This window comes from Luteolibacter sp. LG18 (assembly GCF_036322585.1).
GTDB lineage: Bacteria > Verrucomicrobiota > Verrucomicrobiia > Verrucomicrobiales > Akkermansiaceae > Luteolibacter.
The window spans coordinates 4,487,357-4,510,898 of sequence record NZ_AP024600.1 but is presented as its reverse complement, the minus strand read 5'-3'; the positions used below and the strand labels follow the sequence as shown (position 1 = coordinate 4,510,898).

Below are 23,542 nucleotides of genomic sequence, written 5' to 3'. Positions count from 1 at the left end.
TCCACCGCCATGATTCTCGACGCCAAGATCCCGTCCGGCCCGCTCGACCAGAAGTGGTCCAAGCACAAGATCGACTCGAAGCTGATCAACCCGGCCAACAAGCGGAAATACACCATCCTCGTGGTGGGCTCCGGCCTGGCCGGTGGTGCCGCTGCCGCCACGCTCGCCGAGCTGGGCTACCAGGTGAAGTGCTTCTGCTACCAGGACAGCCCGCGCCGCGCCCACTCGATCGCCGCCCAGGGTGGCATCAATGCCGCGAAGAACTACCGCAACGACGGCGACTCCACCTTCCGCCTGTTCTACGACACCCTCAAGGGCGGTGACTTCCGCTCCCGCGAGGCGAACGTCTACCGTCTGGCCGAGGTTTCCTCCAACATCATCGACCAGTGCGTGGCCCAGGGCGTGCCCTTCGCCCGCGAATACGGTGGCCTGCTCGACAACCGCTCCTTCGGCGGCGCCCAGGTGTCCCGCACCTTCTACGCCCGCGGTCAGACCGGGCAGCAGCTCCTCATCGGCTGCTACCAGGCGCTTGAAAAGGAGATCCACAAGGGCGGCGTGAAGATGTTCCCGCGCACCGAGATGCTCGATCTGGTGCTGGTGGACGGCCAGGCCAAGGGCATCGTGGTCCGCGACCTGAAGACCGGCAAGATCTCGTCCTACGCGGGCGACGCCGTCCTGCTCGCCACCGGCGGCTACGGCAACGTGTTCTTCCTTTCCACCAACGCGATGGGTTGCAACGTGACCGGCGCGTGGCGCGCGGCCAAGAAGGGCGCGCTCTTCGCGAACCCGTGCTACACCCAGATCCACCCGACCTGCATCCCGGTCAGCGGCGACTACCAGTCGAAGCTCACCCTGATGTCCGAGTCGCTCCGCAACGACGGCCGCATCTGGGTGCCGAAGTCGCAGGACATCGCCGAGAAGATCCGCCGCAAGCAGCTCAATCCCGCCGAGGTCCCCGATGACCAGCGCGACTACTATCTGGAGCGCAAGTATCCGTCCTTCGGCAACCTGTCGCCGCGCGACATTTCCTCCCGCGCCGCCAAGGAAGCCTGCGACGACGGCCGCGGCGTGGCGTCCACCGGCCTCGGCGTGTATCTCGATTTCCGCGACGCCATCCAGCGCCTCGGCGAGGACACGATCCGCGCCCGCTACGGCAACCTCTTCCAGATGTATGAGAAGATCGCCGGCGAGGACCCCTACAGCCGTCCGATGATGATCTACCCCGCCGTGCACTACACCATGGGCGGCCTGTGGGTGGACTACAACCTGATGTCGAACATCCCCGGCCTGCACGTGCTGGGCGAGGCGAACTTCTCCGACCACGGCGCGAACCGCCTCGGAGCCTCCGCGCTGATGCAGGGTCTGGCCGACGGCTACTTCGTGGCCCCGACCACCGTGGCGAACTACCTGGCCACCCAGAAGCCCGGCTCCGTCACCACCGACCACCCGGAATTCAAGAAGGCAGAGGCCGACATCAACGAGAAGACCAACCGCCTGGTGAACATCAACGGCAAGCGCACGGTGGATTCCTTCCACCGCGACCTCGGCAAGGTGATGTGGGACAAGTGCGGCATGGAACGCACCGCCGCCGGCCTGCAGGAAGCGCTCAAGGAGATCCCCGCGATCCGCGAGGAGTTCTGGAACAACGTCCGCATCCCCGGCTCCGGCGAAGGCGCGAACATGGAACTCGAAAAGGCCGGCCGCGTGGCCGACTTCCTCGAGTTCGGCGAGCTGATGTGCTACGACGCCCTGAACCGCGAGGAATCCTGCGGCGGCCACTTCCGCGGCGAGCACCAGTACACACAAGCCGACCCCGAAGTGCAGTCCGGCAAGACCCAGCCCGGCGAGGCCAAGCGCGACGACGAGAACTTCGCCTACGTGGCCGCCTGGGAATTCACCGGCGCCGGCAACCGCCCCTCGCTCCACAAGGAGCCGCTCGTGTTCGAGACCCTCAAGCCTTCCGTCCGCAGCTATCAATAAACCTTCCGCCGACCATGTCCAAGAAGCTCAATCTCACTCTCAAGGTCTGGCGTCAAAAGAACGCCGATTCCGCTGGCAAGATCGAAACCTACGCGGCGAAGGACATTCCCGAGGAAGCCTCCTTCCTCGAGATGCTCGACATCGTCAACGAGGAGCTCGTGAACTCCGGTGACGAGCCGATCCATTTCGACCACGATTGCCGCGAGGGTATCTGCGGCATGTGCTCGCTGACCATCAATGGCATCCCGCACGGCAAGGACCGCGGCGTGACGACCTGCCAGCTCCACATGCGCAAGTTCTCCGATGGCGACACCATCTGGATCGAGCCCTTCCGCGCCAAGGCCTTCCCGGTCATCCGCGACCTGATCACCGATCGCTCGTCCTTCGACCGCATCATCGCGGCCGGTGGCTACATCGACGTCCGCACCGGCTCCGCCGTGGACGCGAACGCGCTGCCGATCTCGAAGGCGGATGCCGACACGGCCTTCGACGCCGCCGCCTGCATCGGCTGCGGTGCCTGCGTCGCCTCCTGCAAGAACGCCTCGGCGATGCTCTTCGTGTCCGCGAAGGTCAGCCACCTCGGCCACCTGCCGCAGGGCCAACCGGAGCGCGACAAGCGCGTGCTCGCGATGGTCCGCCAGATGGACTCCGAAGGCTTCGGCAACTGCACCAACCAGTATGAGTGCGAGGCCGTCTGCCCGAAGGAGATCAGTGCCGACCACATCGCCCGTATGAACCGCGACTTCGCGAAGGCCTCGGCCGCCGAAGCGTTGGTTTGATCACTGCGTTTGTTCTCAAAAGCCAGGACCGGTCCGCCGGTCCTGGCTTTTTCTTTGACCGTGGTGGCCATGGAATGCTGCCACACGAGCCGCCTTCGCCTATTCATTCAATGCGGGCAGCGATAGATCCACCGGCTTGTCCACATGAATCAAAACCCTCCTGTCCCGATCTTCCAGCCGCCAAGTGACAAAATCCCGAGGCTCTCCGCCGTTATACGATTCCCGGTAGAGTCCATCGCCATCGGCCCTGCGGAGTCCCGCACTGGTCAAGGCAGCGATCAATTCCGGGATGAATTGCCGGGCCTCCAGGCGGCTCATATCGTAGGTGAACGACACCATCGTCTGGAAATCGGTGGAGTAGATTTCGATGGAGACTCGGTTCTTCCGGTATCCTTCCAAATCTTCCATGCCAGCGAGCGACACTCCACTTTTCCACAAGGACTCCGAAATCTCGCCGTGGCAAAAACACTCTAGCCAGAGCCGGAAGGAAAGGAGCCCGGTCACGACAAGCCCTGCTGTAATCCCAACTGCCAGCAGTCTCCCCTTCCTTGCTTTCATGACAAATGGCAGCATTGCCTCCCGGATGAACGCGCGTCAAACCCGTTCCGCGGTCCGCCGGTCCTGGCTTTTTCGTTTACGGTCTCCACGTGAATATCATCGTTTTTGACGATGATTTGGCGATTTCTATCAATTTTGAAAACGGTTCATCCCGCGCTATGAAAAGGCGTGGACCAACCACATGCTTCATCCCATCTCCCTGATCTCTGGAGGAAAGCCTTGCACACGCTGATCACGGCGACGTGGTTCTCCAAGGTTCGCATGAATGGCGAACTACCCGCCGATGCGCCGGTGCTGATCGTGGCCACCCACCGCAATGGCGCGGTCGATGGCTTCCTGCTCCACGCGCTGATGCCGCGGCTGGAGTTCATGCTGTCCGCCCGGCTCACCCGAACGCGCTTCCAGCGGTTCTTCTTTGGAGGTATCGGGGTGGCGCGCCAGAAGGATGGGGGTGGCGACAACAGCGGGGCTCTCCGCGACTGTGTGGACCACCTGCTGGCAGCCGGCCAGCTCTGCATCTTTCCGGAAGGCACCAGCACGCTCGGCCCGCGGCATCTCCCCTACCATTCCGGCGCGGCTCGGATCGCGCTGGAGTGTTGGGAGCGATCGGGGATCTGTCCCGTCATCGTCCCGGTGGGGCTGCACTACCACGATCCGGGGAGTTTCCGCTCCTCGGTGGAGGTGGTGATCGGAGAGCCGCTGCACATTTCCACTCCCACTCTCGGAACGTGCCGCCGCGCGATCGAAAACGGCCTGCTGGAGGTGGGCGCGAATTTCGCCGATGCGGGTCATCATGAACTCGCATGGTTGCGCGCGCGTCAGGAGCCTTCCGTCTATCACGGCCTGAAGCGGGCGGAGCGCGCCGTTTGGTTCCAGTGCCGCACGGAATGGTCCGCGATTCCCCAGAAGATCCGCAACCTGGCGCTGCGGGCCACTCCGGCGCGACCGGACCTGCTGCCGCTGTGCCTGACTCCATTGCTCCTGCCCGGCATGATCCTGCACCTGCCGGTGCTGATGACCGCCGCCCTCGCCTCGCGCTGCATGGCAGACGGCCCGAATGTCGTCGCGCTGTGGAAGATTCTCGGCGGCACGATGGTCGCACTCGTTTGCTGCCCGCTCCTTTTGATTGCCGCCGGGGTGTTCACGGGGCTACCCGGCATCTTCACCGTGACGGCCGCCACGGTTCTGCTGCTGGCACTATGGAATCCGGTGCGGACCGCGTGGCGGAATCTCCGTTATCTTCTCGCTCCCGCTACCGCCCGGCAGGCGATACTCCAGCTCTCACGCCTGCCCCTTCACGATGTCTGAGAACTCTCCAACCCAACCACGCGGAACACTTCCCCACGAGCTCCCCTTCCTCCTGCTCTGGTGCGGGATATTGGCGACGCTTGGCATCAAGGGCGTCGTGGCCCCGATCGACCTGACCGGCGTCTGCCTCATCGCCGGATTGCTCTGGACGATGGCGAAGGGAAAGACCGGCGGATGGTTCCATGCGCGCCTGTGGTTCCCCTTCCTCGGATTCAATCTCACTTACAACTGGCTGGGCAGCGCGATCCCGCGCCTCACCACCTGGCGGGGCGATGCATGGTTGCTTTCCATGGATCGAGCGCTGTTCGGCGACTGCCTTTCGTTCAAGGTCGCACCTTGGATCAACGGCGGCGTTTACGAACTGCTATCGGGTGCCTACCTGCTGTTCTTCCCGCTCTTCATCACCGGCTTCATCGTCGCCGCCCGACGCGGCGGCCGCGCCCGCATCGCGTTCTTCAGCGGCTTCTTCCTGATCTACGCGATCGGGTTCGCGGGCTACGCGCTCTGCCCGGCGGCCGGCCCGTTCCGCTATGACGCCCTCGCCGGGGAGATGCATGCGCTGCATCCGCACGGATTCATTTCCCGCCTGAACGATTCCATCGTGCGAACCGGCTGCAATGGCGTCGACGTCTTCCCCAGCCTCCACACTGCCGCCACCCTTTTCGTGCTGCTCAGCGCGTTGACCCTTTCGCGCCGCCTGTTCGCGGTGCTGCTGGTCCCCGCCTGCCTGATCGTGGCCGCCACCATCGGCCTGCAATACCACTACGCCGCCGACGTCGCGGCCGGAGCGGTTCTCAGTGTTGTCGTCTGGTGGTGGCTCGTACGGCCACTTCGCATACCAACCCATTCTCCACCATGAACCCACCCTGGATTCTCACTCTCGGCGATGACCTCGCCTCCCAGTCCGCCCTCACCGGCGGCAAAGGCTCACGCCTCGCCTCCCTTCACCAACAAGGCTTCCCCGTTCCAAACGCCCTGCTGGTCACCGCGGCCGCCTACGAGGCGTTCGTGCGATCCGTGCCCGACCTCGGCGGGCTCATCGGAAACCTCGATCTCCCGGGCGGACGCGAACAGCTCGTCGGGGAGCTGTCCCGCCAGCCCCTGCCGGACGGACTGGCCGCCCTGCTGCGCGAGGCGCTGGCGATCTTCGGCTACGACGCCGTGGCCGTCCGTTCGTCCTCCACCCTGGAGGACCTCGCCGAGGCCGCCTTCGCCGGACAGCACGAGACCTACCTCAATGTCCGCGGGATCGACGCGATTGTCGAAAAGGTCCGTCAATGTTTCCTCTCCCTGTGGAACGAACGCGCCACCAGCTACAGGAGCCAACGCGGGTTCGATCATCGCCGGGCCACGATGGCGGTGGTGATCCAGCGCCTGATCCCCTGCGATACCGCGGGGGTGGCTTTCAGCCTCGATCCGGTCACGGGTGATCCCAAGCGGATCCTCATCGATGCCAACCACGGCCTGGGCGAATCCGTCGTTGGAGGAGAAACGCCCGTGGACCATTGGGTGCTCGACCGCGAAACATTGAAGGCCACCGAATGCGTGATCGCGCTGAAACAGCACAAGACGGTTGCGACCGCGCAAGGCGTCCGCAACGAAGCCCTTGAGAATGATGCCGCCAGCTTGCCCTGTCTGGACCAAGGCGCATTGGAGCAAATCGCCCGATTGGTGATGAATGTCGAGCGCAAGGCCCGTTTCCCGCAGGACATCGAATGGGGATTCGCCAATGGCAAACTGTGGCTGCTACAGGCGCGCGCGATCACGACCCTGCCGCCACGCTGGACCCGGGATGAATCCGCGGAACGATTCCCGAACCCGATGACTCCCCTCACTTGGGAATTCGTGAGCGTGGGTTTCCACCAGTCGCTGGAGTGGTCGTTGAAACTCATGGGGCTGCCACCCTGCACCGGCAAATGGTTCGCCGACTTCGATCACTACATCTACGGCAACCAGAACCTGGTCGAGATGTATTGCCGCCGCATGCCCTTCGATCTCGGCGGGCTCGACGATCTCGAATCGCTGGTGCCCCGGCTGCGCGAGGAGTTCCGCTGGGTGCAGCAATTGCCGGTCGATTGGATGCGCGATCTCGATTCGTATCTGATCGGCATCGGCCAGGCCACGGCCACCGACATCGCGTCGTTCGATGACCGGGAGCTCTGGGAGCACATCCAATCCCTGGTCCGGCATGGCTCGGAGTATTTCCGCCCGAACATCGCCATCTCGATCACCCACGGCATGCTCTGCCGTCTTCTGCATCGGCTCGTTTCTTTGGTGGTGCCGGAGCCCGAGGTGCCTGCGATGTTCCAATCGCTGCTGGCGTGGGGAAACACCAAGACCTCGCAAATCAACCGCGAGTTGTCCGAACTCGCGGTGCTCATCCGGAAAGAGCCGACATTGGCCGAAGCGATCCGCGGAAGTGAGTCGAAGGAGTTTCTCCGGAACGACATCCACATTCACCCGGATTTCAACCGCCGCTTTGAACGTTTCATCGTGGATCACGGCCATCGCGAAACCGACTTCGACATGTATCAACCGCCATGGGGAGATGCCCCGTGGGTGGTGATCGACAACCTGCGCGGCATGTTGCGCGGCGAGGTCGATGGTCACGAGGCCGAGCGTGCCGCCAAGATCGCGGCCCACCAGGCCGAACAGCGGTTGCTCGCCCTCGTGCCGGATCGGTGGTCGTTCTTCTATTCGGAAATCCTCCGTCTCGCCCGGCTCTACACCCAGATCGATGATCTGGAGCATTACCAAACCACGCGCTTGAACCTGCCGCTGCGGCGCGCGATCGCCCACCTCGGTGAACGTTTCCATCAGTGCGGCCTGATCGATGATCCGATGGATCTGTTCTTCGCGCAGGTCGGCGAAATCACCGCGCTCGTGACGGATGGCGACGAGCGAATCCCTGGCATCCTCCGGAGCCGGAAGCTCTCGTATGAAGCGGCATGCCGCCGTGAGCCCACCTGGAATCTCGGCGAGGAGGTCTCCGCCATCGAAACGGCTGCCGAGGTCCTGCAAGGTCTGCCCGGCAGTCCCGGCACGGCGGAGGGCATCATCCACCACGTGCGCGGCCCCGAGGATTTTGCCGGGTTTCCGGAGGGAGCCATCCTCGTCAGCCGCACCACCAACCCGGCCTGGACGCCGCTCTTCCACGTCGCCGCGGCGGTGATCACGGAAAGCGGCGGCCCCTTGTCACACGGTGCCGTCACCGCCCGCGAGCTGGGCATTCCCGCCGTGATGTCGGTCCACCGTTGCCTGGCGAAACTGCCCGCAGGCACCCGGGTGCGGGTGGATGGATTGCGCGGGCGGGTGAGTTTGGTGGGGTAATGCTGACGTTTGGAGCGCTTCCGAGTCTTTACGTCCCCGACTTCGAATGCTAGGGTCGTCCGCGATGGCCATGGATCTCCAAGTTCTGGAAGAAGAGGCGCTGAAACTGCCGCCCTTGGAAAAGATCCAATTGGCGGAGCTGCTATACGCCAGTTTGGAACCGGAGCGCGACCGTCTCTGGGCTGAAAAGGTGAGCGGGGAATTGGATTCCAGATGGACGGCCTATCAAAGTGGTGAAATGAAAACCACCGAGGGATTTGAATTCCTCTCGCGCATCGAGGCCCGATCCCACAAGTGATGAAGTGGTTGGTTCTTGATGCCGCGGAAGCGGATGTCTCCGAGGCATTCGACTACTACGAACGGTAATCGGAAGGGCTCGGGCTCAAGCTCACAGCCGAAATTCGGGAGGCCATGGCAGGCATTCTGATTTTCCCGGAAGCCCATCTCCATTCCGATCCCCGCCACTGGAAATCGATTGTCGCACCACGCTGAGCCTCACACCAGCGGCCTGAAACGCCCCACCGTGTCCTGCAGGGCCTCGGTGACCTGGCCGAGCGAGCAGCATTCCACGGTTTCGATCAATTCTGCGAACACGTTGCCGCCCTCGCGGACCACCCGAGTGAGACGCTCCAATGCGGCGGGAGCGACCGCGGCATTCCTGCGCTTGAAATCCCCCAGCCGCTCCACCTGCTGCCGCTTCCGTTCGTCCGAGATGCGGACCAGCACCGGTGCCGGCGGAGGATCGTCGTTCCAATAGCGGTTCACCCCGATCACGGGCCGGGCACCCTCGAGTATCTGGCGCTCGTAACGATGACCCGCCGCCTGGATCGAGGATCGCTGGTAACGCTGCTCCATCGCCTCCAGCACGCCACCGAGGCGGTCGATGGTTTCAAACTCGGCGAGGATCGCCTGCTCCACCGCACGCTCCACCTGTTTCATTCCCGGTGATCCCGCGAGCAGGTTCATCGTGTGGCGGAACAAACCGCTTTCCTCCAGGAGGATCGATTGCGCGTGCGAGGCCAGCCGCGCGTATTCCTCGGTGGGCGTGGTGAAGGGTTCATCGGCGCTGTTGCTGTGGCAGGAGTTTGTGCCGTTGAGGCAGGCCAGCAGCAGCTCCAGCGCGGTGCGCGTCAGGTTGTTTTTGAATTCGGCGGACACCAGCGAGCGACCGCTGGTCTGGGTGTGGAGCTTGAACGATTGCCCGCGCTCCGTCGCTCCGAACACATCCCGCATGCCGATCGCCCACAGCTTCCGGCAAACACGGGCCAGCGCCACGAACTCGACGTCCAGCGAGCAATCGAGGAAGAACGACAGCCGCGGCGCGAACGTGTCCACCTCCAGACCTCGCGCCCGCAGCATCTCCACGTAGGCGAAGCCATTCGACAAGGTGAACGCCGCCTGCTGCACCGGCGTGGCCCCGGCCTGGGAGATATGGTAGCCACTGATGGAAACCGGATACCAGCGCGGCATCCGCTCGACACAATGGACACACATGTCCAAAAGGAACCGCAGCGAGTCCTCCACCGGAAACAGCACCTCGTTCTGAGCCTGCACCTCCTTGAGAATATCCGCCTGCACGGTACCGCGCAGCTTCGCCTGGGCGTCCGTTCCAAAGCGCCGTTTCGCCGCCGCCACGAACATCGCGAGAATGGTGGGCGCGGGTCCGTTGATGGTCATCGAGACCGAGGTCGAGGCCGCGGTGAGATCGAATCCGGCGTAGAGCTTTTCCATGTCCTCCACCGTGTCGATCGCCACCCCGCCTTCGCCGATCTTGCCGAACACGCCCGGTTCATCGCTGTCCATGCCGTAGAGCGTCGGGCCATCGAAGGCCGTGCTCATGCGATGCGAGCGCTGGTTCTTCGTCAGCAGGTGAAAGCGCTCGTTGGTGTCCTCCGCCAGTCCAAGTCCGGCGAACAAACGGGTCGGCTCCTCGCTGCGGGGACCCGCCAATGGATCGAGATACAGCTCCGGGTATGCCGACGACACATATGGGAATACTCCCGGAAGCCCCTCGCCATGAAGGAACCGGACCACCGCGCCCGCCTCGTCCAGCTCCGGCAGGGCCAGGCGCGGCAGCTTCAAGCCGGTGGGAGTTTCAACCACCTCCACGGTCTTCCGGATTGCCTGCCATTGCGCCATCACCTCGTCGCCTTTGATACGATCCACCCTCACCGCGGCCACCCGTTCCTCCACCGAATCATTGAACCGGCGGACGGCTTCCGTGATGTCCTTGAGCGTGCTCATGAGCGTTCGAGGTAGTCCAACAACGCCGCGACTCCGGCATCCTCGTGCCTGCTGGCAACCGTGCGGATGAGCGGCTTACCGGCGGCGAGAGCATCAAGATGACGGCGGATCTCCATGGCCGCGGCCTCGCTGCCCGGGCGGTCCTGCTTGTTCGCCGCCACCACATCCGCGGCTTCCAGCATCGCGATCTTCTGGAGCTGGAGACGCGCGCCGTAGTCGGTGTTCATCACCAGAATCCGCCGGTCGACCATGACATCCGGAAACGGCAGCGCCTCCTGGCCGATGCCCACGGTTTCCACCAGCACCAGGTCGAAGCCCGCCTCCGCCGAGGACAGCCACGCCAGGACCGGCTCGGTGGCGGGAGAGAGCCCGCCCTGACGACCGCGCGTCGCCATGCTGCGCAGGAACACTCGGTCGTCCTGCGCGTAAACCATCGTCGCGCGATCGCCCAGCAACGCCCCCTGGTGGAGCGTGCTCGGATCGTGCGAAAGGATCGCCACCCGGTGGCCGGGATGGCTGGCGAGATACTGGCGGGTCAGTTCATCGATCAGCGTGGTCTTCCCCGCTCCGCCGGGACCGGTGATCCCGACGACTTTCGCCGGACCCCGGGATGGAGGCGGGATGTCCGCCCCGGACTCCAGGCAACTGATGAGCCGAGCAAGACCCGCCGGTTCCCGAACCTCGATCCGCTCCGGCAGCGCCAGGGTCCGTTGGTAGCGCTCGCGGACGTAGGTTGTCATGTCATCGAACGAAGCCCCGGCGAGGAAGATCCGGTCGGTGCCCTCGGCGTGCATCCGCTCCGCGTCCTCGGGCGTGATCGTGCCGCCCCCGCCGCCGAACAACCCGATCTCCGGACGTCCGGACGCTTTCAATCCCGCGGCGACCTCGCGAAAAAATTCGATGTGTCCGCCGTTGTAGCTGGAGATCCCCACCGCTGCCACATCCTCCTGCACCGCCGCGCGGACGATGTCCGCCACCGAGCGGTGGAAGCCGAGATAAACCACCTCCACGCCGTGGCGGATCAGCTCCAGATTGACCGCGGTGATCGCGCTGTCATGGCCGTCGCACAACGGGACGGCGGTGAGCACGCGAACGGGAGACCCGGCCATGCTTCACCATAGCAGAGGCGTTCCGTGCGTGCGATAGCGGAATGCTCAGTGTCCTCCGGGCCTCGGCAGAGAACGAAAAACGGACCGCCGGGAAGATTTGATCCTCCCATCACGGTCCGCTTCACACACTCACAAGCAGGAATGCTTGTGCTGCCTTATTCCCACTCGATCGATGCCGGGGGCTTGGTCGAGATGTCGTAGAGGACGCGGTTGACGCCCTTCACCTCGTTGAGGATGCGGTTGCTGGTTTCACGCAGCAGCGCGCTGGGGAGCTCCACCCAATCGGCGGTCATGGCGTCCTCGGACACCACGGCACGCAGGGTGATCGCCCACTCGTAGGAACGCTCGTCGCCCTTCACGCCCACGGTCTTCACCGGCACCAGACCGGCGTAGGCCTGCCACACCTTGTCATACCAGCCGTATTCCTTGAGGCGGGAGATGAAGATGGCGTCGCACTCGCGGATGATCTCCAGGCGGTCCTCGGTGATGATGCCCGGGCAGCGCACCGCGAGGCCGGGGCCCGGGAACGGGTGGCGCATCAGGATGTCCTGCGGGATGCCGAGCGAGGTGCCCAGCGCGCGGACCTCGTCCTTGAAGAGTTCCGCCAGCGGCTCCAGCACCTTGCCCTGCTCCTGGAGTTCCAGGATGCGGTCCACGCGGTTGTGGTGGGTCTTGATCTTGGAGGCCTTCGACTTGGCGTTCGAGGCGCTTTCGATCACGTCCGGATAGAGCGTGCCCTGCGCGAGCATCTCGGCATTGCCGACGGCGTCCCAGAACACGTCGACGAACAGCTCGCCGATGATCTTGCGCTTTTTCTCCGGGTCATCGACTCCGGCCAGCGCGGTGAGGAAACGCTCCGAGGCATCGACGGTCTCGATCGCCACGCCCATGCGGTGGAAGTTGTTGCGCACCTCGTCGCCCTCGTCCTTCCGCATCAGGCCCTGGTCCACGAAGATCGCGCGGACATTCACGCCGGCCTCGTTCAGCAGCACGGCGAGCACGGTGCTGTCCACGCCGCCGGAAACGCCGCAGACGACCTGCTTCTGGCCCACGGTGGTGCGGATGTTCTCGATCAGCTCGCGCTTGAAGTCCTCGATGTGGAACGGAGCGAGCTCGCCGCACTGGAGGAGGAAGTTGTGGAGGATGCGGATGCCCTGGTGGCTGTGGGTCACCTCCGGATGGAACTGGATGCCGTAGAAACTGTCGCCCCATTTCAGCGACACCGGGGTGCCGTGCTGGTTGGTGGCGATCACCTTGGCGCACTCCGGCAGGTTCTTCACCGTGTCCGAGTGGCTCATCCACACCTGCGAATCCTGGGACACGCCCTCGTAGAGTTCCTCGCCCGCCACGGTGGTCAGCGCGGCCGGACCGTATTCGCGGCGGTTGCTGGAGGCCACGGTGCCCCCGAACTTGATGTTGAGAAGCTGCATGCCGTAGCACACGCCGAGCACCGGCACGCCGAAGCCCTTCAGCGCCTCGAAATCGAGATCCGGAGCATCCGGCTCACTGGTGCTGCGGGGACCGCCGGAAAGGATGATCGCGCCGGGCTTGCCGATGTTCGGGAAGTCCTCGATGGCGTAGAGCTTGGCGAAATAGCCGAGTTCCCGCACGCGGCGGACGATGAGCTGGGTGTATTGCGAGCCGAAATCGAGAACGGCGACGTGGTTGATTTCCTGCATGAGCGGAGGACGGTGGAAAGCGGAATGGGAAAGGGCGGATTAGACCTCGGTGGCGGATTTTGGCAAGCGGCCTTTGGACTCGATGAGTTGGTCGAAGGTGTAGGCGGTGACGATCTCTCCATCGGGGATGTCCTCGCCAAGCGCGGGATCCCATTCGGCGGGAATCGTCAAAACAGGTTCGAAAGCCTCCCCCAAGCAGATGAGATCCCAAATCATGCCGGTATCCCGGTCCCCCTTCACTTGGAAACGAGTGTTCGGGAACCGACGTGGTTGCGGAGAACCATCGGCATCCTCCCCGCCTTCGTAATCGTATAGATATTGGCCGCGGAGACAGAGGGTGGAGCCATCGCGAAGCTCAATCAAATAGCAAGAGCCTTCGTCCTCGAACTCCTCGATGGCGATGGCCCGGGTACCTTCATGCTCCTCCGTCGTGATCCTGCCCTGTGCCTCCAGCTCTCCCAATGAAGGATGTCGACGCTCAGGAATAAAGGTGCGGACCGCTCCGGTTGCGGAGAGGATGGCGACAGCAAAATAAGCCACACCCAGAATGCGAGCCCCCAGCCAGCGCTCCTTGAAGGAAAGGGCGCACAACCCCGCAAAAGCCGCCGCGACCGTCACGCAAATGATGAATCGCAGGGCTTTTACCAAGATCAGGCCGGGGGTCATGGGGCCGGCTCAGCTCAGCGGCTGGTAGTTGGTCGGCTCCTCGGTCATGACGATGTCATGGACGTGGCTTTCGCGGAGGCCGCCGCTGGTGATCTGGACGAACTCGGCGCGGTCGCGGAGCTCCTGCAGCGAGGAGGCACCCACGTAGCCCATGCCGGACTTCAGGCCGCCCATGAGCTGGAACACCACGTCGGATAGCGGGCCCTTGTAGGGGACACGGCCCTCGACGCCCTCGGCGACGAGCTTGCCGGAGCTGTTCTGCGCGTAGCGGTCGCCGGAGCCCTTCTTCATCGCGCCGAGCGAACCCATGCCGCGGTAGGTTTTGAACCGGCGGCCCTGGTAGTAAACGCTCTGGCCGGGGCTCTCGCGGGTGCCCGCGAGCAGCGAACCGAGCATCACCAGGTCGGCACCGGCGGCGAGCGCCTTCACCACGTCACCGGAGTAGCGGATACCGCCGTCGGCGATGACCTTCACGCCGTGCTCGCGGCAGTAGTCGGCCACGTTGCGGATGGCGGTGAACTGCGGCATGCCCACCCCGGCGATCACGCGGGTGGTGCAGATCGAACCCGGACCCACGCCCACCTTGATGGCGCTGGCACCGGCGGCGACGAGATCCTTCGCGCCCTGGAGGGTCACCACGTTGCCCGCCACGACAGGGCGATCGGACAACGAGCGGAGTTTGCCGATTACGTCCATCACGCGGGAGGTGTGGCCGGTGGCCGCATCGATGAAGAGCGCGTCCGCGCCCGCGTCGATGAGCGCCTGGCCGCGGTCCGTGCAATCCGGGCCCACGCCCACGGCGGCACCGCAGCGGAGGCGGCCGGCCGGATCCTTGGCGGCATTGGTGAAGGTGATGCGCTTCTCGATGTCGGAGCCGGTGATGAGGCCCACGAGCTTGCCGCTGCCATCGATGAGCGGGAGCTTCTCGATGCGGTTCTGGTAGAGAATGCGGCGGGCCTCCTCGAGGCTGGTGGTCGGCGGCGCGGTGATCAGCTTGTCGTGCTTCGTCATCACGTCGGCCACGCGGGTGTCCGCGCTGTCCAAGTAACGCACGTCACGGCCGGTGACCATGCCTTCCAGACGACCCTCGGAATCGACCACCGGGAAACCGGAGAAACCGTGTTCCGCCATGATCGCGCGGACTTCCTCCACGCTCTGCTCCTTGCGGACGGTGTAGGGCTTCAGGATGACGGCGTTTTCGGAACGCTTCACGCGGGACACCATCGTGGCCTGCTCGTCGATCGGGCAGGCGCGGTGGATCACGCCGATGCCACCCTCACGGGCCAGGGCGATCGCCAGTTCGGATTCGGACACCGTGTCCATCGCGGCCGAAACGACCGGAATGTGCAGCGGGATGCCCGCCGTCACGTGCGTGGAAAGGTCCGCCTCACCGGGGAGCACTTCGCTCAACGCCGGAACCAAAAGCACATCATCAAAGGAAAGTCCGAGAGAAATCTCCGCCATGGCGGAGTCAATAGAGGAGCCCCCCCGATATCAAGCGTGATTTTGGCGGAGGGTGGAAATGTGCCCAAGGCGCGGCCGATTTCGTCTGTCGCCAGGCCCCTCACCCACGAAGCAAATCGGCGAGATCGCCATCGGACCAGCCGGCGGCGTCGCCGAGACCGGACTCATCGAAGGCGGCTTGCGCAAGCTCGCGCTTGGTGGCCTGGAGGCGAACAACCTTCTCCTCGACGGTGCCGCGCGTGAGCAACCGGTAGACGGTCACCGGGCGGGTCTGGCCGATGCGATGGGCGCGGTCGGTGGCCTGGGCTTCGGCGGCGGGATTCCACCACGGATCGAAATGGATCACGGTGTCGGCCGCGGTGAGATTGAGGCCGTAGCCCCCGGCCTTCAGGCTGATCAGGAAGACCGGCGGGCCGTCCGGTTTCTGGAAGCGATCGACCAGTTCCTGGCGGTTCCGGGTCTGGCCATCGAGCAAAAAGGACTCGATTCCAGCGCCTTGGAGTTGTTCGCGGATTTTTTGTAACTGTGTCTGGAACTGACTGAACACCAGTATTCGATGATTGCCCGAAATCGCCTCATGCACCCGCTCCATGAGGCGATCGAGTTTGGTGGAGCGGCGATCGAGCGGGAGCTTGTCGAGGCGCTCGTTTTTGAGCAGCGCGAGGTCGCAGCAGGTCTGGCGGAGGCGCAGCAAGGCGGTGAGCATTTGAAGGCGCGCCGCCCCGGTGCCGGCCTTCTGGCGGATTTCGTCGACCCGCTTGCCGCCCTCGCCAACGAGGTCGCGGTAGATCTGGCGCTGGTCGGCGGAGAGCTCGCAGTAGTCGTCGATGATCAGCTTCGAGGGCAGATCGGACGCCACCTGTTCCTTGGTGCGGCGCAGGATGAAGGGCGCGGTTTTCAGACGCAGCCGCTCCATCGGAGCCTTCGGCACGGGTGCGGTCTGCAACGGAGCTTCGTAGTGCTCCTTGAACTGCTCACGACCACCGAGCCAGCCGGGCTGGATGAACCGGAAGATCGACCACAGGTCGCGCACGCCGTTTTCGACCGGGGTGCCGCTGAGGGCGATCCGGTGGCGGGCGCGGAGCTTGGCGATGGCCTTGGCGTGATCGGTGTCCGGATTCCGCATCAGGCTGGCCTCGTCCACGGCGACGACCCGGTATTCCCCACGGAGGTGCCAAGCCAGGTCGCGTGCGAGCGTACCATAACTGGTGACCACCACATCGTCCGGCGTGACCCGGTCGCGCTCGGCATCACGGTTGCCGCCATGCAGGATACGGATGGTGCGACCCGGGGCGAAACGCTGGAACTCGGCCCGCCAATTGCCCAGCAAGGAGGTCGGCGCGATCACCAGCGCGGGCCCGGTGCCGGCGGCTTCACTGGCGAACAATTGCTCGATGGTGGCGATGGTCTGGAGGGTCTTGCCGAGGCCCATGTCGTCCGCCAGCAGGGCCCCGCCGAAGCGCTGGACGCGGTCGACGAGCCAGGCAATACCCTGCCGCTGGTAAGGCCGCAGCATCGCCGGAACGGCGGGATCGAGGGTCGCGGCAAGCGGGCTTTCTGAAATATCAAAGTCGCTTGATATTTTCGACTTGCTCCTATTTTTACGAAATTCCGATACCAGCTCACCGATGGCCCTCGGGCCGACGAAATGGCCGTGTTCCTGGCGGACTTCCAACTCGGACAGGAGCGGCTCCAGAATCAAGGCGGACTCCGCATCCAGGATCTGCTTCTTACCACCAGCCTGACGGGTGGTGCGGCCGGAGCGGAGCCATTGAAGGACTTCGGAGCGCGACACCAGATCCCCGCCGGAGGTTTCGAAACCGTAGTCGAAGGCCAGCCAGTCCTCACCGGAGCCGAGCACCTCGAATCGCGGGCGAACCACCTCGATCGCGCTCGAAGCCGAGCGCAGGCGCGGGGTTTGCTCGATGGTCCAATCGGCAAGCTCCGGCAGACCATGGGCGAAGAAGCTGAGAATGGCAGCCTCCCCGACCAGCAACCAGCGCCCGCCTTCCCCACCGGAGAAACCGAGACCGCGGAGGCGATCCAGCGCCTCCAGTTCAGCGCGGGCGTGGCGCACCTCCCACTGCCCCCCTGCCCCTGGACGCGGGAAATGAGCGTCATCGTCGCCGCCCGGCACCAAGGGCGACACACCGGGATAGCGAACCGTAAAGGCCGCCGTGAGGCTGGCGAGCGAGCCTTCCAACGCGAGATGAAACACGGGCTCGGCTGGCACCATCCGCAGGTCGCCGAGCCACGATTGCTCCGGCAGCGCGAGCCAATCCTCCCACACCGGGGCGCGGCGCAGCAATTGCTTGAGCGGGATCTTCGCGGGCCGCCCCTCCGCCCAGGCAGCGAACGCGGGAGCCAGGTCGGCGGGTGGGGCTTGCGGGCCGATGCGGCCGAGCGATTGCTCCGTCATCAACCAAGCATGACCGCTCAACACCAGCGGGATGGCGGTGGACTTCAATAGCACCTGATCCCCTTCCCTCACCGGCGCAGCGAGCGGCAGGACAGCATCGGCGGTGATGCTGAAGCGCTCCTTGCCAACAAAGACCCGAGGGTGATCGAGAGCGGCCTCAAGGAAAGTGGCGAGCCGGGCCACATCCAGCGAAAGCGGCACCGGCGATGCGATCGACGCGATCCCCTGATGGGTCGCCCACGCGGTGACAAAGGCATCCGCCGGATCGACCGCCGCGGTTTTGTCCGGAGCCAGAGTCACCGTCAGTCGCCCGCGGGTCAGCGTCTCCTGCCAATTCGGCGCGAAACGGATCACCAGCGGGACGAGCGGCTTCGACGCCCTCGCGGAAGGCGGAGCGGCTTTCGTCGCAACCAATGCAGCCGGAGCAGCGGACGCCGCCGACTTCACCCCACCCAAAAGCGCGAGACCGGTGGCCACGGCGTGGGCGCACACGACTCCGGACGCCTGGTTCTCCGGGCACGAGCACTTCACCTGGAAATCACCGGGCTTCGGCACCTTCACGCCGAGACGCACGACCTTCGCCCCTTGCCGGACACTGCCGGTCCAACCATCGGGCGATGACTTCGCCTGCACCACCAATCCGGCATCAAGCATGGACTTGCCCTCCTTGAAGGCCTTCCAGCTTGCCGCGGCCTTCAGGGCCGGTTCATTCCACTCGCTCATGCGTCGAGCGAGGTCTAGTGGCCGCAGCGCGACGGGGAAAGCACGGTTTCCAGGGCGGCGAGGTGGATCAGAGAGCTCATGGGAAAGCCGGTGCCCGGCATGGAGCGTGGCGGAGATGGTTACGGAATCGACCGGAGGTGGAGTGGCTCAGGGATGTGGAGAGCCATCCTCAATCCTCCTTCCCGGCCGCACCGGAGCCTTCGTGGTTCAGGTTGCCGGGAGGCACGGCTCCTTTGAGCAGTTCGGCGAGCTTCGCACGCATCTTCGCCACACGCTCGGGCTCCTTGTCGGCGAGATTGGTCTTTTCCCCGATGTCGTTGGCGAGGTTGTAGAGTTCGATCGCCTGGCTCTCCACGAGCCCCTTCTTCCCCTTTGCCTTCCCCTCCGGCTTGGCGGCGGCACCGGCCTCCTCATCATCGACCTCGCTGGCATTCATCAACAGCTTCCAATCCCCCATCCGCACCGCGGCACGGCCGGGGCGACCGACGGAAAGAATCGCATCGTGCGGCGAGGGCGCCCCCTTCGTGAGCATCAGCCACACGTCTCGTCCATCGAGCGGCGTCTTCTGCTCGAGCGAACCACCCGCAAGGGTGACCAGCGTGGGATACCAGTCGACCGTATGCATTGGCTCCTTCAGGTGTGCGTTCACGGCCACATGGCCGGGCCAGTTCACGAAACCGCAGCCGCGCACGCCACCTTCGTAGATCGTGCCCTTCCCCGCGCGCAGCGGGGTATTGAGCCCGGGACGCGGGCCGCCGTTGTCGGTGGAGAAGACGATGAGCGTGTTGTCGCGCAGCCCGGCTTTCTCCAGCGCCGCCACGATCCGGCCGATCCCGTCATCCACCGCGGAAAGCATGCCCGCGAGCTTCTGGCGGCCGCCCTTCAGATCGGCATAGGGTTTCAAATACTCCTCCGGCGCCTGCATCGGCGAGTGGACGCCATTGAAGGGCACGTAGAGGAACAGCGGCTTCGCCTTGTCCTTTTCCGCGATGAGGCGGCAGGCCTCGTTCGAAACGAGCTTTGTGCTGTAACCCTCCTCCTTCAGCGGCTTGCCATCGCGGTACCAGTCCTCCGACTTGCCACGCGTGTGGGTGAAGTAATCGATAGCGCCGAAATAGTGGCCATACTGGTGGTCGAAGCCGCGGGCGGTGGGCACATATTTCGGATCGAACTCGCCGAGGTGCCACTTGCCGGTGATGGCGGTTTCGTAGCCAGCGTCGCGCAGGGCGTTCGCGAGCGTGCGCTCGCCGAGCGGCAGCCCCCAGGCGGCGTGCGGTTTGACGATGGTGTAAACGCCCGTGCGGGTCGGGTAGCGGCCGGTCATCAGTGCGGCGCGGGTGGGAGAACACACGGGCTGGACGTAGAGTGAATCGAGGATCGTCCCTCCTTGGGCCAGTTTGTCGATGTTCGGGGTCTTGATGTCCTTGCCGCCATTGAACCCGCAGTCGGCATAACCGAGGTCATCGATGAGAAAGAACACGATGTTGGGCTTCCTGGCCTCCGGAGCATCGGCGGCGCGGACGCCGGGGACGGCCAGGGACAACAGGGCGAGGAGATGGAAGATCAGGCGCATAGGACAAACAGAAGACAAAGGTTCCCACAGGAAACCCTGCCGGAGCGAGACGGTTGTAGCCGGATGTCGGATTTCAGGGGAAACCGCCGCGCCTCCTTGATACGGGGAACACGGGCGGTTCACCATGGGCAATGTTTCCCATCGCACCTTTGGGGTCGTGTGGAGCGGGAGTTGAGGGGCTCCGGTTGGTTTTGGTTGCCAGCGGAGGGCTTGGCGGGAACACTGCTTGTTCCGTCGGTCCAGCTTGCCGCATGAAAGTCATCGCCATTGCCAACCAAAAAGGTGGCGTCGGTAAAACGACCACCGCCCTGAACCTCTCCGCCGCGCTCGCGCTGCGTGGCCAGCGCGTGCTGCTGGTGGACCTCGATCCGCAGGCGAACTGCACCAGCGGTCTTGGCATCGAGGTTCCGGAAGGCGGCAGCATGTATCCGGTGTTGATCGGCGAGCGCACGGTGTTTGAGCAGTTGCTGCCGACCGGTCGCGAGAATCTCTCGATCGTGCCGTCGGAAATGGACCTCGCGGGGGTCGAAATCGAGCTCGCCCGCGCCGAGGACCACCTCACCCGCCTGCGAAACATCCTGCAGGGACTGAAGCCGAACGATCTGTTTGAATACTGCATCCTCGACACTCCCCCATCACTAGGCGTGCTGATGACTTCCGCGCTCGCAGCCTCGGATGAAATCGTCATCCCGCTGCAGTGCGAATGGTTTGGTCTGGAAGGGCTTGCGAAGATCGTGCACGTGCTGGAGCAGATCCGCGGCTCGGGTGCGAATGACGAGCTGACCCTGGAAGGCATCGTCATGACGATGTACGATGGCCGCACGCTGCTGTCCCGCCAGGTGGTGGAGGAAGTCTCGAAGTTTTTCCCTGATCAAATCTATCAATCGGTGATCCCGCGGACCATCCGCATCGGGGAGGCACCGAGCCACGGGAAGTCGATTTTCGAGCACGATCCGGTGGGCCCGGGCTCGAATGCCTATGGCGCGCTGGCGGACGAGTTCCTGGCCCGGCGCGCGGGCAAGGCGGCGGCGGTCGCCGCGTCCTGAGGCCCTAACGCGTGGAACATTGAGAATACAAGCGTGGAACACCGTTCCCGCTTGACCTGTCACAGGGGGCTGTCAACACTTCCGCCTCTTTCGGCGGGGTTCCGTCCAACTCCTTGGTTGTCACCGGCTCACGCAATCCGGCTGCCCAAGCGCCCCTCGGACCCGTTCGATCAGGCACCACGTTGATTTTCCCATCTCATCCATGTTCAAAAAGTTTTTCGGAAACTGGTTTTCCAACGACATCGGCATCGATCTCGGCACCGCGAACACTCTCGTCAATGTCAAGGACCACGGCATCGTGCTGCGCGAGCCGTCGGTGGTCGCGGTGAAGGCCGGCACCAACGAGGTGCTCGCCGTCGGCGACGATGCCAAGCGCATGCTCGGGCGCACGCCGGGCAACATCGTGGCGATCCGCCCGCTGAAGGATGGCGTGATCGCCGACTTCGAGGTGACGGAGGCCATGCTCCGCCACTTCATCCGCAAGGTGAATCCGCGCCGCCGGTCGAACCCGCGGGTGCTGATCGCCATTCCCTCCGGCATCACGGAGGTGGAGCGCCGCGCGGTGCGCGAGTCCGCCGAGCAGGCGGGTGCCCGTGAGGTCTACCTGATCGAAGAACCGATGGCGGCCGCGATCGGCGTGGGCCTGCCGGTGCAGGATGCCTCCGGCAACATGATCGTGGACATCGGCGGCGGCACCACGGAGGTGGCGCTCATTTCACTTTCCGGCATCGTTTACGCCCGCTCCGTCCGCACCGCCGGCGATGAGCTGGACGAGGCGATCATCAACTACATGAAGCGGGCCTACAACCTCATGATCGGTGAGCGCACCGCGGAGGAGATCAAGATCCGCCTCGGCTCGGCCGCGCCGCTGCCGAAGGAAATGACCATGGAGGTCAAGGGCCGCGACCTCGTCGCCGGTCTACCGAAAACCATCACCATCACCTCGCAGGAAATCCGCGAGGCCATGTCCGATCCTCTCAACACGATCGTGGACGCTGTCCGCACCACCCTGGAGCGTTGTCCCCCGGAACTCGCGGCGGACCTCGTGGACCGCGGCATCGTGCTGGCCGGTGGCGGAGCCCTGCTCAAGGGCCTGGACCGCCTGCTGCGCGAGGAGACCGGCCTTCCGGTTCACATCGCGGAGGATCCGCTCAGCGCCGTGGCCGAAGGCACGGGCAAGGCCCTTCAGGAGCTCTCGTTCCTGAAGCGGGTGACCAACACCGACCGCTGAACCGAGCCGGCAGGCTGACTGGCCATGAAGCCGCAAAACCTGATCGCGTTGTTGCTGTTCCTGGGAGGGGCCGTGTGGGCTCTCACCCGGAATGAAAACGCCGTGCGCGAGATCCAGACGGGGTATTACTCCGCGATCTCGCCGTTCTTGAAATCCGGCTCCACGCTGGAGACGAAGGCGCGCGCCATGACGCAGGAGACCCAGCACTCGAAGGAACTGGAGATCCGGCTGCAGGAAGCGGAAAAGAAGGTCGGGCGGCTGGAAATCATCGAGGGCCGGTTCCGCGACCTGGAGAAGGAAAACGCCAACCTGCGGGACGCCGTGAAATTCACCGCCGCCACGAAGTTCGACGTGGTGGCCGCCCGTATCACCCGCCGTCAGCCCACCACCTGGTGGCAGACGGTGGAGATCGACCGCGGGGAGGATTCCAAGATCGGGCCCCAGCTCCCGGTGCTTTCCAACGAAGGACTCGTCGGCAAGGTGGACCTCGTCCGCCAGGACCGCGCCAGCGTGGTGCTGCTGACCGATGAGAAGTGCCAGGTGTCCGCGAAGGTCGAGGGAACCCCGGAGGTGGGGATCTTGAGCGGCCAGCGCGGACAATTCGAAGGCACACCCTTGCTGCGGCTACGCTTTTTATCCAAGGATGCGACGATCAAGAAGGGTCAGCGCGTCTTCACCACCGGCCGGGGCGGCTTGTTCCCGGCCAATATCCTTTTGGGAACCGTCGAGTCCGTCGAAAAAGGCTCTCTGGATTCCGAAGCTCTCGTCCGTCCCTCGGTGAACTTCGCGGATCTGGAAACAGTCTTTGTCGTGCTGCTCAAAGCCGACAAGAAACCGTGATCCGCTACACCCTCATCACCATTCTCCTGGTTCTGGCCGCCTTCGTGCTGCAGCAGTTCCTGCCGGCCTTCACCGGCCTGCACAACGCGCGTATCCTGCTGGTCCAGCTCGTGTTCCTCTGCGCCGCGGTCACCGTCGGCACGCCCACCATGCTGGTGCTGGCCTTCCTCGGCGGTTTCCTGTGGGACGCCCAGAACACGCTGGGACCTGCGGGTGGAGACCCGGAGATCTACAATCAGCCGGTGGAGGCGCTGCATTTCGGCTACTCGATCCTGCTGTTCGGGGCGATGGGTTACCTGATGCAGGGCATCCAGCCGCTGTTCCGCCAGGGCAAGTGGCAGTTCTCCGCCCTGCTTTCCGGCATCGCTATCTTCCTCTACCTGGCGGCGGAGTATTCCCTGATCACCTTCGTCCGCGGCGGTCCCGTGCTCACCCACGCCACGCTGATGAACATGGCGTTCAACGCGCTGTTGACGATGCTCCTCTCCCCGCTGGTATTCTGGCTGTTGTTCCACATCGCGAACTGGTGCCAGCACACGATCCGCTTCGATGGCATCAAGCGTCGCAACCGCAAACGCTATTCCTGACCCGTC

General features: G+C 64.3%; 18 protein-coding genes. 10 read left to right on the top strand and 8 right to left on the bottom strand.

The genetic code is table 11. From position 1 onward, the window contains the following. The first annotated feature begins 9 nt into the window (after positions 1–9). Positions 10–1,980, top strand: coding sequence for a fumarate reductase/succinate dehydrogenase flavoprotein subunit (locus llg_RS17795; protein WP_338286164.1), 1,971 nt, complete (start codon positions 10–12; stop codon positions 1,978–1,980). Positions 1,981–1,994: 14 nt separating this feature from the next. Further along, complete coding sequence (locus llg_RS17790; RefSeq protein WP_338286163.1) at positions 1,995–2,759, top strand: succinate dehydrogenase/fumarate reductase iron-sulfur subunit; 765 nt, start codon at positions 1,995–1,997, stop codon at positions 2,757–2,759. A 99-nt stretch (positions 2,760–2,858) separates the two neighbouring features. On the opposite strand, the gene llg_RS17785 is transcribed toward llg_RS17790, so the two are convergent. After that, positions 2,859–3,317 carry a hypothetical protein gene (locus llg_RS17785; RefSeq protein ID WP_338286161.1) on the bottom strand — a complete coding sequence of 153 codons (459 nt, stop codon included), beginning with the start codon at positions 3,315–3,317 and terminating at the stop codon, positions 2,859–2,861. A 219-nt stretch (positions 3,318–3,536) separates the two neighbouring features. On the opposite strand from llg_RS17785, the gene llg_RS17780 reads away from it, so the two are divergent. The 4 genes from llg_RS17780 to llg_RS17765 all read left to right on the top strand — a co-directional run bounded on the left by llg_RS17780 (position 3,537) and on the right by llg_RS17765 (position 8,253). Beyond that, positions 3,537–4,625: a 1-acyl-sn-glycerol-3-phosphate acyltransferase gene (locus tag llg_RS17780; protein WP_338286159.1), complete on the top strand. Its 1,089-nt coding sequence runs from the start codon at positions 3,537–3,539 to the stop codon at positions 4,623–4,625. A 97-nt stretch (positions 4,626–4,722) separates the two neighbouring features. Further along, positions 4,723–5,484, top strand: a complete 762-nt coding sequence (locus llg_RS17775; RefSeq protein WP_338286158.1) for a phosphatase PAP2 family protein — start codon at positions 4,723–4,725, stop codon at positions 5,482–5,484. Further along, positions 5,481–7,955: a PEP/pyruvate-binding domain-containing protein gene (locus tag llg_RS17770; protein ID WP_338286156.1), complete on the top strand. Its 2,475-nt coding sequence runs from the start codon at positions 5,481–5,483 to the stop codon at positions 7,953–7,955. The genes llg_RS17775 and llg_RS17770 overlap by 4 nt, the downstream gene beginning before the upstream one ends. A gap of 64 nt (positions 7,956–8,019) precedes the next feature. Beyond that, positions 8,020–8,253, top strand: coding sequence for an addiction module protein (locus llg_RS17765; RefSeq protein ID WP_338286155.1), 234 nt, complete (start codon positions 8,020–8,022; stop codon positions 8,251–8,253). Positions 8,254–8,450: 197 nt separating this feature from the next. Here the strand turns inward: llg_RS17765 and llg_RS17760 are convergent, their stop codons facing one another. The 7 genes from llg_RS17760 to llg_RS17730 form a co-directional block, all read right to left on the bottom strand. Then, positions 8,451–10,199, bottom strand: coding sequence for a methylmalonyl-CoA mutase family protein (locus tag llg_RS17760; RefSeq protein WP_338286154.1), 1,749 nt, complete (start codon positions 10,197–10,199; stop codon positions 8,451–8,453). Continuing rightward, positions 10,196–11,287, bottom strand: a complete 1,092-nt coding sequence (locus llg_RS17755) for a cobalamin-dependent protein (protein WP_338286152.1) — start codon at positions 11,285–11,287, stop codon at positions 10,196–10,198. The genes llg_RS17760 and llg_RS17755 overlap by 4 nt, the downstream gene beginning before the upstream one ends. A gap of 176 nt (positions 11,288–11,463) precedes the next feature. After that, positions 11,464–12,978 carry a glutamine-hydrolyzing GMP synthase gene (guaA, locus tag llg_RS17750; RefSeq protein ID WP_345789205.1) on the bottom strand — a complete coding sequence of 505 codons (1,515 nt, stop codon included), beginning with the start codon at positions 12,976–12,978 and terminating at the stop codon, positions 11,464–11,466. Between the two features lie 48 nt (positions 12,979–13,026). Further along, on the bottom strand, positions 13,027–13,653 hold the full coding sequence (locus llg_RS17745; protein ID WP_338286149.1) for a hypothetical protein: 627 nt from the start codon (positions 13,651–13,653) through the stop codon (positions 13,027–13,029). A 9-nt stretch (positions 13,654–13,662) separates the two neighbouring features. Then, positions 13,663–15,117, bottom strand: a complete 1,455-nt coding sequence (gene guaB / locus llg_RS17740; protein WP_338286148.1) for an IMP dehydrogenase — start codon at positions 15,115–15,117, stop codon at positions 13,663–13,665. A 100-nt stretch (positions 15,118–15,217) separates the two neighbouring features. After that, positions 15,218–18,259, bottom strand: a complete 3,042-nt coding sequence (locus llg_RS17735) for a DEAD/DEAH box helicase (RefSeq protein ID WP_338286147.1) — start codon at positions 18,257–18,259, stop codon at positions 15,218–15,220. Between the two features lie 169 nt (positions 18,260–18,428). Beyond that, positions 18,429–19,832 (bottom strand): arylsulfatase, encoded by a 1,404-nt coding sequence (locus llg_RS17730; RefSeq protein ID WP_338286146.1) that lies wholly within the window; start codon positions 19,830–19,832, stop codon positions 18,429–18,431. Positions 19,833–20,083: 251 nt separating this feature from the next. Here llg_RS17730 and llg_RS17725 point away from each other — a divergent pair, with 251 nt between their 5' ends. The 4 genes from llg_RS17725 to llg_RS17710 all read left to right on the top strand — a co-directional run bounded on the left by llg_RS17725 (position 20,084) and on the right by llg_RS17710 (position 23,536). After that, positions 20,084–20,878, top strand: coding sequence for a ParA family protein (locus tag llg_RS17725; RefSeq protein ID WP_338286144.1), 795 nt, complete (start codon positions 20,084–20,086; stop codon positions 20,876–20,878). Positions 20,879–21,080: 202 nt separating this feature from the next. Then, entirely contained in the window at positions 21,081–22,109 is a 1,029-nt protein-coding gene (locus llg_RS17720; protein WP_338286143.1) for a rod shape-determining protein, read from the top strand. A 24-nt stretch (positions 22,110–22,133) separates the two neighbouring features. Further along, a complete protein-coding gene (mreC, locus tag llg_RS17715) occupies positions 22,134–22,949 on the top strand; it encodes a rod shape-determining protein MreC (protein WP_338286142.1) in 816 nt (271 codons plus the stop codon). Beyond that, positions 22,946–23,536, top strand: coding sequence for a hypothetical protein (locus llg_RS17710; protein WP_338286141.1), 591 nt, complete (start codon positions 22,946–22,948; stop codon positions 23,534–23,536). The genes mreC and llg_RS17710 overlap by 4 nt, the downstream gene beginning before the upstream one ends. Positions 23,537–23,542 lie beyond the last annotated feature (6 nt).